Origin of the sequence: Ignatzschineria ureiclastica (assembly GCF_003121845.1) — a bacterium.
GTDB lineage: Bacteria > Pseudomonadota > Gammaproteobacteria > Cardiobacteriales > Wohlfahrtiimonadaceae > Ignatzschineria > Ignatzschineria ureiclastica.
In genome coordinates this window covers 1-520 of record NZ_QEWQ01000026.1, presented here as the reverse complement: position 1 = coordinate 520, position 520 = coordinate 1, and the positions used below count along the sequence as shown (strand labels likewise).

Annotated in this window: 1 rRNA gene; it reads right to left on the bottom strand. The window is 42.9% G+C overall.

Annotation, left to right across the window (positions count from 1 at the left end):
• Positions 1 to 322 (bottom strand): 16S ribosomal RNA (locus tag DC083_RS10075); the annotation flags it as partial.
• Between the last annotated feature and the right edge of the window lie 198 nt (positions 323 to 520).

Here is a 520-nt window from a genome sequence, read left to right as displayed (position 1 = left end):
CAGTCCCAGTGTGGCTGATCATCCTCTCAAACCAGCTAGAGATCGTCGCCTTGGTGAGCCATTACCTCACCAACTAGCTAATCCCACATAGGCTCATCTCTTAGCGCAAGGTCCGAAGATCCCCTGCTTTAAACCGTAGTCCACATCCAGTATTAGCTACCCTTTCGGGTAGTTATCCTAGACTAAAAGGTAGATTCCTATGCATTACTCACCCGTCCGCCACTCGCCACCAAAGAGTAAACTCTCCGTGCTGCCGTTCGACTTGCATGTGTTAAGCATACCGCCAGCGTTCAATCTGAGCCAGGATCAAACTCTTCAGTTTAAATCCTTAATAATGTTTTAAATCTCTCGATCTAACCCATTTACTCAATTACTGCTACTATTCCCATTATTAAAAATAGTGCTGGAATTGTTTGGTTAGACTTCTATCTTTTTGCTCTCGCAAAGCGATACAAGCCCCCATACAAACTTACTTAAGATTAATTTGTTAAAGAACGCTTAGTGAACAGTAAAAGTATTC